We start from the raw sequence: 7,967 nt of genomic DNA on the forward strand, positions 1-7,967 counted from the left end.
GATCGGTTCGGCCACGTTCGGCCGGCTGGCTCAGAACGCCACGACGGGTTTCTGTGGCGGAGCCAGCACTCCTCGACGAACGAGTTCGGTCACCATGACTTTCGCCATCAACGCCGCGCAGCCGCTGCACGCGGCCCGTGCGGCGTCGGGGTCGCGGCCGTGGATCGCGGCCGTCTCCTCCTCGTAGAACGGCAACATCTCTGCGATGACGTTGGGGTAGCTGAGCAAGAACGCCCGCGGAATCAGGCCCGCCGACGCCCGGATCGCGGCGTGGAGCCGGGGGCCGGCGTATTCGTCGTTGATTGCGCGGCGGTATTCGCGCGCGGTCTGCTGGAAGGCCCGAGGTTCCTTCGCGCTGCGCATGGTGCGCATCAGGGCCTCGAGCTGGTTGAGGATCCGCGGAGTGGGGTTGGCGGCGGCCCGCGCCGACGCGATGCCGATCAGCACACCGTGTAGCTCGTGATGCTCGAGGATGGTGTCCTCGTCGAACCGTTCGACGAACGCGCCGCGGTGATATTGGGTGGACAGCACCCCGTCGTGTTCCAGCTGCACGACGGCTTCCTGAATCGGGACGCGGCTCATCCCGAGTTCGGTGGCGATCTCGTTGCGGTCGACGCGGTCGCCGGTGCGCAGTTTGCCGGTCAGGATTTGGTTGAGGATGTAGCCAACAACCTGGTCCTTTTCCTTGGCCCCGTACTTCTTGGGCATCGCTCAATTCCCGTCGACGAATCCGCCGGCCAGTTTCTCATGCGACGCTGTGAGCGGCCTACCCGCGATCCCGCCACCGGCACAACGTTTCCGCGGCGGTCAGGTCATAGTCCGGCCCGTTACAGCCGACAGTCAACAACGTGACACCGAGGCCGACCAGCGCCTCCGCTTCGGCGATCAGCTCGTCCGCTCCACCGCGGCCGGTCTCGCCGCCTACCGCCGTCGAGCGTTCGATCTGGTCTGCGGCGCGACCGACCGTGCTGCAGTGGTCGGCCAGCACGGCCGACTTGGCCGGATAGCTCTCGGTATTGGCGAAGCTGTGCCAGATGTCGGCATGCTCGGCGACCAGGCGCAGCGTCTTCTTCTCACCCTCGCCGCCGATCAGCAACGGAATCTCGCGGGTAGGGGCCGGATTCAGCTTGGCCAGCCGCGCTTTGATGCGAGGCAGCGCGAGGGCCAGGTCGTCGAGGCGGCTGCCGGCCGTCCCGAATTCGTACCCGTACTCGTCGTAGTCTCTGCGTTTCCAGCCGGAGCCGATGCCCAGGATCAGCCGCCCGTCAGAGATGTGGTCGACCGTGCGAGCCATGTCGGCGAGCAGTTCGGGATTGCGGTAGGAATTGCAGCTCACCAGGGCGCCGAGCTGGATGCGCGACGTCTGCTCGGCCCAGGCGGCCAGCATGGTCCAGCATTCGAAGTGGGCGCCGTCGCGGTCGCCGTAGAGCGGGAAAAAATGGTCCCAGTTGAACGCGATGTCGACACCGATGTCTTCGCAGCGGCGGACCGCGTCGCGCAGGTAGCTGTACTGCGGGGCGTGTTGGGGTTGCAGTTGCACGGCGATACGGACGGGGCGAGTCATTCCCTTACCGTAGAACTCACCCTCATCCGGTCGGCAGGCCGCTCGCGATTTCGCGGACCGTACAGTGTGTTCCGCTGTAGACGGTGGGCATGCATTTCATGCAGTGGATGCACAGGCCTTCGCGGGCGCTGCCCTCGCGGAAGCGATTGACCAGGTTGGGGTCTCGAAGCAGCGCGCGGGCCATGGCCACCACCTCGAACCCCTCGTCAAGCGCGTTGTCGACCGTGTCGAGCCGGTTGATCCCGCCGAGCAACATCAGCGGCATCGACAGCGCTGCCCGGAATTGGCGTGCGAGCGGCAAGAAGAACGCTTCTTCAAAAGGGTAGGCGCGGAACATCCGTCGGCCGATAACCCGTAGGCCCAGGCCCACCAGCCGAGGCTGAGAGGCGATGAACTCGTCGAGGGGGACATCGCCGCGGAAGTAGTACATCGGGTTGAGTAGTGAGCTGCCGCCGGTCAGTTGCAGCGCATCGAGGTGTCCGTCGGATTCCAGGAGCCGTGCCGTGGGCAGGCTGTCGGTCAGCCAGAAGCCGCCACGTACCCCGTCATCCATGTTGAACTTCGCGGTGATCGCCACGGATCGGCCGACGGTGAGCCGAACGCGCTCGGCTACCCGACGGGCCAGTTCGGCGCGCCTCACGGTGTCGCCGCCGTAGCGGTCGGAGCGTTTGTTCAAATTCGGGCTGAAGAACGAGCTGAGCAGATAACCGTGGCCCATGTGGATTTCGATCGCGTCGAAGCCGGCCTCGACAGCGTTGGCTGCGGCGGCGGCGAAGTCGTCGATGACGCCGTCGAGTTGGTCGGTGGTCGCCGCCCGCACCAGCCCCATGGCCGGTGCGCTGAGCCGGGTCGACGGCGCCAGCGTCGGTGTCCGATTCGACAGTGTGTTGGCGACCAGCCCCGCGTGGCCGATCTGCGCGCAGACCAGGGCGCCCTCGGCATGCACCGCGTCGGTCAGTCGGCGCAGCTGCGGTATGCGATCACGGTCCAGCACGACGGTGTCGCGATGCACCCGGCCGCCGGGCGAAGTTGCGCAGTAGGCGACGGTGGTCATGGCCGCTCCACCGCGGGCGACTTCGACGTGGAAGTCGATGAGCGCGTCGCTGACCTGGCCGCGCGGCATCACGCCCTCGAACGTCGCCGCTTTGACGAACCGGTTCTTCAGGGTCAGCGGGCCCACCCGCGTTGACGTGAAGGCTTGTTTCGATACCATTGGCATCGAAATATACTACGGCGGAGGGTTCCGTCACGGCGAGAGGCGGATCGGTGCGCATTGCGGTCACGGGCGGAACCGGCTACCTGGGCGCGCACACCGTGCGTGCGCTGCTCGAGGCCGGCCACGAGGTCAGGCTGTTGGTGGCACCGAACGATCCGGCCGCCGTCGTCGACCGGTTCCGCACGCTCGGCCCGGTGACGGTAGCCGTCGGTGACGTTCGGGCGTCGTCGACGATCGACGAATTGCTGGGCGGTGCCGATGCCGTGTTGCATGCGGCCGGCATTGTCGGCACCGATGAACGCCGAGCCCAAGCGATGTGGGACATCAACGCCTATGCGACGGAATCGATTCTCACCCGCGCTGTCGAGCTCGGGCTTGACCCGGTGGTATCGGTGAGCAGCTACAGTGCCCTGTTTCCGCCGCCGAACGGGATCATCACGCCGGACTCGCCGACAGCCGATGGTCGCAGCGCCTACGCCAAAACCAAGGGCTACGCCGACCGGGTCGCCCGGCGACTGCAGGACGCCGGCGCGCCGGTCGTGGTCACCTATCCCTCGAGCGTGGTCGGCCCCGCGTTCGGCACCGCCCCCGGTGTGACCGAGCGGGGCTGGGCGCCGATCGTGCGCTGGGCGGTCGCGCCGAGCGTGCCCGGCGGCATGCAGATGGTCGACGTGCGTGACGTCGCCGACGTGCACGTGCGGATCATGGAACTCGGCCAGGGCCCTCGCCGCTACGTGTGTGGCGGGCAGCTGCTCAGCTTCGACGATATGATCGACGCCCTCGAAGCGGGCTTGGGGCGGCGAGTGCGACGTATCCCGGTGTCGCCAAGGGTGTTTCGCGGCATCGGGCGTCTCGCCGACGTGGCCGGCCGCTACCTGACACTCGCCGACGGGCTGAGCTACGAGGCGGCGATGCTGTTGACCGCCGCCACCCCGACCGACGACAGCAAGACGCTGCGCGAGCTCGGGATCACTTGGCGCTGCCCGAAAGCCGCGATCGTCGAGTCATTGCGCGCGGGACGCGGTGATGGCCGTCGTCAGCAGTTGCGCGATCCGGTTTCGTAGCGCTGGAGAGTCGTCTTCGACGGCAATCGTCGTCACGAATAGCGCTGCGCCCGCGGCCATCGCCAGCGACGCCCGGGCGTCGAGGTCGGCGCGCCGCCGTTCGGGACGCGTCGTGGCGTTCACGTCCTCGGCGAACAGCCGCACCGCGGGGCCGCTGAACTCCGCCCACAAGGTTTTGCGGAGGTCGTCGTTTTCACTCAGCGCCAGCAGCAGGCCCGGCACCGCTGCCCGCACGTCGGCTCTGCTGAAAAGTTCGTGACTGCCGCGCACCACCCACTCGAGCCAGCCAGTCACGTCGGTGCCGGAAAATGGTGACAGATCAGGGGTTTCGCCCAATATGGCGTGCAGCACCAACTCCGCTTTGGAGGCCCAGCGACGGTTCAAGCTGGACCGGCCCACCCCCGCCCGTGCTGCGACCAAGCGCATGCTCAGCTCGTCCCAGCCGACTTCGGCCAGCAATTCCCGCGTCACCGACAGCACTCGCTCGTCGATCGAGGCGTCACGCGGCCGGCCGACCGAAGCACCGCGGCGATCGACGTTGGTCATCTGGCTCAGCGGGCGTCGAGCACGGCTCGCAGAATGTCGACCAGCGCACGAGGCTGGTCGCTTTGCACGGAGTGGCCGGAATTCTCGACGACGTGCGCGCCGCGAAACCGCTTTGCGCGACGGCGTAATTCAGCGACATCGTCGTCGCTGACGAAGCCGGAGGCACCGCCGCGAATCAGAGTGACAGGCGCGGACAGGGCGTCGACGTCGTCCCAGAGGCTTGCGAAGTCGGGAAAGCTGCGGATGGCGTCGTAGCGCCACGTCCAGCGGCCGTCGTCGAGCCGCTTCGAGTTGTGGAACACGCCGCGGCGCAACGCCTTCGGATCTCGGTGTGGTGCCGCGGCGGTGGTCAGCTCGAGCATGGCGTCGAAGCTGGGGAACTCGCGCTCGCCGTGCATCAATGCCACGGTGCCCTGCTGCTCCTTGGTCATCTCGGCGTGCCGCTGCAACGCCGACGGGGTGACGTCGATGAGCACGAGTTCGTTGACGAGTTCTGGTGCTATCGCCGCCAACCGGATCGCGGTGAGCCCGCCAAGCGACATGCCGACGACAAGTTCGGCATGTGGCGCCAGCGTGCGCAACACCGGCGCCAGCGCGTCGGCGTTGAGCTGCGGCGAGTAGTCGCCGTCGTCGCGCCACATCGAGTGGCCGTGGCCGGGCAGATCCACCGCCAGCGCCGGCTCGCCCACCCCGACGATCACGGTGTCCCAGGTATGCGCGTTCTGCCCGCCGCCGTGCAGGAAGATCACCCGGGGCGGGCGCTCATCCCAGCGCAGCGCGCTGATGCCGCCGGTGTCGACGCGCTGGACGTCCGGTAGCCGCCGAGTCACTCCCGCCTGTTCGGCGTTCTCATGCAGCAGCGCGAACTCGGAGAGTCCGGCCAGTTCGTCGTCGCTCATCTTTGGCACTGACTCTGCGTCTACCAGACAGAAGTGCGAGTAGCTTGTCTGGTCAGCGCAGAGTCAACATCGCGCTAACCGGTAATGAACTGTTCGAGTTGGGTGCGGGCGACGTCGTCGGGCAGCTGCTGCGGGGGGCTCTTCATCAGGTAAGCCGACGCCGCCACGATCGGGCCGCCGATGCCGCGGTCCTTGGCGATCTTGGCCGCCCGCACCGCGTCGATGATGACGCCCGCCGAGTTGGGCGAGTCCCACACCTCGAGCTTGTACTCCAGGTTCAGCGGCACATCACCGAACGCCCGGCCTTCCAGCCGCACATACGCCCACTTGCGGTCGTCGAGCCAGCCGACGTGGTCGGACGGGCCGATGTGCACGTCTTTGGTCTTGAACTCGCGCTGCACGTTCGACGTGACCGCCTGAGTCTTGGAGATCTTCTTCGACTCCAACCGCTCGCGTTCGAGCATGTTGAGGAAGTCCATGTTGCCGCCGACGTTGAGCTGCATCGTGCGGTCAAGCTGCACACCGCGGTCCTCGAAGAGCTTGGCCATCACGCGGTGGGTGATCGTCGCGCCGACCTGGCTCTTGATGTCGTCGCCGACGATCGGCACGCCCGCGTCGGCGAACTTCTTGGCCCACACCGGGTCGGAGGCGATGAACACCGGCAGCGCGTTGACGAACGCGACTCCTGCGTCGATCGCGCACTGGGCATAGAACTTGTCGGCCTCTTCCGAGCCCACCGGCAGGTAGGAGACCAGTACGTCGACCTTGGCGTCGCGCAGCGCCTTGACGACGTCGACGGCGTCGACGTCGGACACCTCGATGGTGTCGGCGTAGTACTTGCCGATGCCGTCGAGCGTCGGGCCGCGCTGCACCACCACGTCGGTGGGCGGCACGTCGGCGATCTTGATGGTGTTGTTCTCCGACGCGAAGATCGCCTCGGACAAATCGAAGCCGACCTTCTTGGCGTCCACGTCGAACGCGGCGACGAACTTGACGTCGCGCACGTGGTACGGCCCGAAGCGCACGTGCATCAGGCCGGGCACCGTGGCTGCCTCGTCAGCGTTCTGGTAGTACTGGACGCCCTGTACCAGCGAGGACGCGCAGTTGCCGACGCCGACGATGGCGACCCGGATCTCGGTCGACGCCTCTGCCGCGGTTTGCTCAGTCATTAGGGCGTTCTCCTTACTTCTCCCTGTGTCGTGGGTATTTCGGTGTTGCTGGATTGTTTTAGGACTGCTCTGCGCGGTGTTGCGCCACGCGTTCGGCTGCGATCAGCTCGTTGAGCCACTTGACTTCCCGTTCGCTCGATTCCAGCCCGAGCTGGTGTAGCTGGCGGGTGTAGCGGTCGAACGAGTTGCTGGCCCGCGCCACTGCTTCACGCAGGCCCTCACGGCGTTCCTCGACCTGGCGGCGCCGGCCCTCCAGGATGCGCATCCGCGCTTCGGCCGGGGTGCGGTTGAAGAACGCCAGGTGCACCCCGAAGCCGTCGTCGGTGTAGTTGTGCGGTCCGGTGTCGGCGACCAGTTCAGAAAAGCGCTGGCGGCCGGCGTCGGTCAGCTGATACACCCGACGGGCCCGTCGCACCGGTGTCCCGGCAGGGGCGGCGTCCTCGGCGATCAGCCCGTCGGCCTGCATGCGGCGCAGCGCCGGGTAGAGCGACCCGTAGGAAAACGCCCGAAACGCGCCGAGTAGCCCGGTCAGTCGTTTGCGCAGCTCATAACCATGCATGGGCGACTCGAGCAGAAGGCCGAGGATGGCAAGCTCCAGCATCGAGTCACCTCCTTTGCTCGGCCGTTACGACGATTGGATGTGTCGGGGTATAGCTTCGCGCCATAGTATCGCCCCGATATATTTGCCACCACACCAGCTGCCGTTCGCACCGCGTTCAACTGCTCAGGATGGGTAGTTCACCCGTTTGACGGCGCCGTCGCCGGCGAACTGGATGTAGCCACTGCCGTAGTCGCTGGAGACATACACCGACAGCGACAGCGCTCCCGGCGTAGTCGGGTCGCGCGCGGGCTCCACGATCAAATACGTGGACTTGACGTCGGCCTGCTTGATGCCCAAGGTTTCCGGGGCGCCCCGCAGGATGCCGACCGTCGTCTTCGGGTCGAACTGCCCCAGGTCGACGAGAGCAGCGTCACCGCTTTTGGCTGAACTGCTCGGATCGCCCCACCCGCCGCGGTAGGTGTAGCTCAGCTGCCGGCGCGGCTCGTTGGGGTCCGCGCGCTCCATCGACGCGTAGTCGGGATAGATCACCAGGCGATAGCCCATGGTGTCGCCGAACTTCTTGCGGGCCTGTTCCATCAGCCCGGTCAACCCGCCCAGCGACTGCAGTTGCCGCGGCGGCGTCAACACCACCGGCGCGATGCCGTCGGGTTTTTCGCCGGGATCCGATGTGAAGCTCAGCGGTGAGCTGGTGTTGCCGTAGAGACCCCAGCCGATTCCGATGCCGAGCAACACGGCGACAACCAGCGCGGCCACCAGTGCGGTGACACTCGGTGATCTGCACACGTTGGTGGGTGATCTGCAGACCGCCAGCGCCCCGGTGCAACTGCCCTCACTCGCCAAATCCCCGGCGCTCGGCAGTCGCGGTATCGCGGTGGCCGCGCTGGTTGTCGCCGTGTTGCTCGGCATCGGAATCGGCTGGGGTCTCTACGGCAACACCAGCTCACCGC

At 66.8% G+C, this 7,967-nt stretch carries 8 protein-coding genes and 2 pseudogenes; 2 read left to right on the forward strand and 8 right to left on the reverse strand.

From position 1 onward, the window contains the following. Positions 1-30 precede the first annotated feature (30 nt). The 3 genes from A5707_RS15385 to A5707_RS15395 are packed head-to-tail and all read right to left on the reverse strand — an operon-like array spanning position 31 to position 2,777. Positions 31-708, reverse strand: coding sequence for a GntR family transcriptional regulator (locus A5707_RS15385; RefSeq protein ID WP_065015324.1), 678 nt, complete (start codon positions 706-708; stop codon positions 31-33). 58 nt (positions 709-766) lie between these two features. Further along, complete coding sequence (locus A5707_RS15390; protein WP_065015325.1) at positions 767-1,564, reverse strand: LLM class F420-dependent oxidoreductase; 798 nt, start codon at positions 1,562-1,564, stop codon at positions 767-769. 22 nt (positions 1,565-1,586) lie between these two features. Beyond that, on the reverse strand, positions 1,587-2,777 hold the full coding sequence (locus A5707_RS15395; protein WP_065015326.1) for an NADH:flavin oxidoreductase: 1,191 nt from the start codon (positions 2,775-2,777) through the stop codon (positions 1,587-1,589). Between the two features lie 53 nt (positions 2,778-2,830). Between A5707_RS15395 and A5707_RS15400 the strand changes: the two genes are divergently transcribed. Then, a complete protein-coding gene (locus A5707_RS15400) occupies positions 2,831-3,844 on the forward strand; it encodes an NAD-dependent epimerase/dehydratase family protein (RefSeq protein WP_065015327.1) in 1,014 nt (337 codons plus the stop codon). Here the strand turns inward: A5707_RS15400 and A5707_RS15405 are convergent. The 5 genes and pseudogenes from A5707_RS15405 to A5707_RS15425 all read right to left on the reverse strand — a co-directional run. Continuing rightward, complete coding sequence (locus A5707_RS15405) at positions 3,785-4,390, reverse strand: TetR/AcrR family transcriptional regulator (RefSeq protein ID WP_065015328.1); 606 nt, start codon at positions 4,388-4,390, stop codon at positions 3,785-3,787. The two genes, A5707_RS15400 and A5707_RS15405, sit on opposite strands and share 60 nt — an antisense overlap. A 5-nt stretch (positions 4,391-4,395) precedes the next feature. After that, positions 4,396-5,289, reverse strand: coding sequence for an alpha/beta fold hydrolase (locus A5707_RS15410; RefSeq protein WP_065015329.1), 894 nt, complete (start codon positions 5,287-5,289; stop codon positions 4,396-4,398). Positions 5,290-5,363: 74 nt separating this feature from the next. After that, positions 5,364-6,458, reverse strand: coding sequence for an inositol-3-phosphate synthase (locus A5707_RS15415; protein ID WP_065015330.1), 1,095 nt, complete (start codon positions 6,456-6,458; stop codon positions 5,364-5,366). Between the two features lie 58 nt (positions 6,459-6,516). Next, positions 6,517-7,059 (reverse strand): PadR family transcriptional regulator, encoded by a 543-nt coding sequence (locus A5707_RS15420; RefSeq protein WP_065015331.1) that lies wholly within the window; start codon positions 7,057-7,059, stop codon positions 6,517-6,519. A 123-nt stretch (positions 7,060-7,182) separates the two neighbouring features. Next, positions 7,183-7,776, reverse strand: a pseudogene (locus tag A5707_RS15425) (hypothetical protein); the annotation flags it as partial. Here A5707_RS15425 and A5707_RS23385 point away from each other — a divergent pair. Further along, positions 7,739-7,967 (forward strand): annotated as a pseudogene (locus A5707_RS23385) (hypothetical protein); the annotation flags it as partial. The pseudogenes A5707_RS15425 and A5707_RS23385 sit on opposite strands and share 38 nt — an antisense overlap.

The organism is Mycobacterium kyorinense, assembly GCF_001672775.1.
GTDB lineage: Bacteria > Actinomycetota > Actinomycetes > Mycobacteriales > Mycobacteriaceae > Mycobacterium > Mycobacterium kyorinense_A.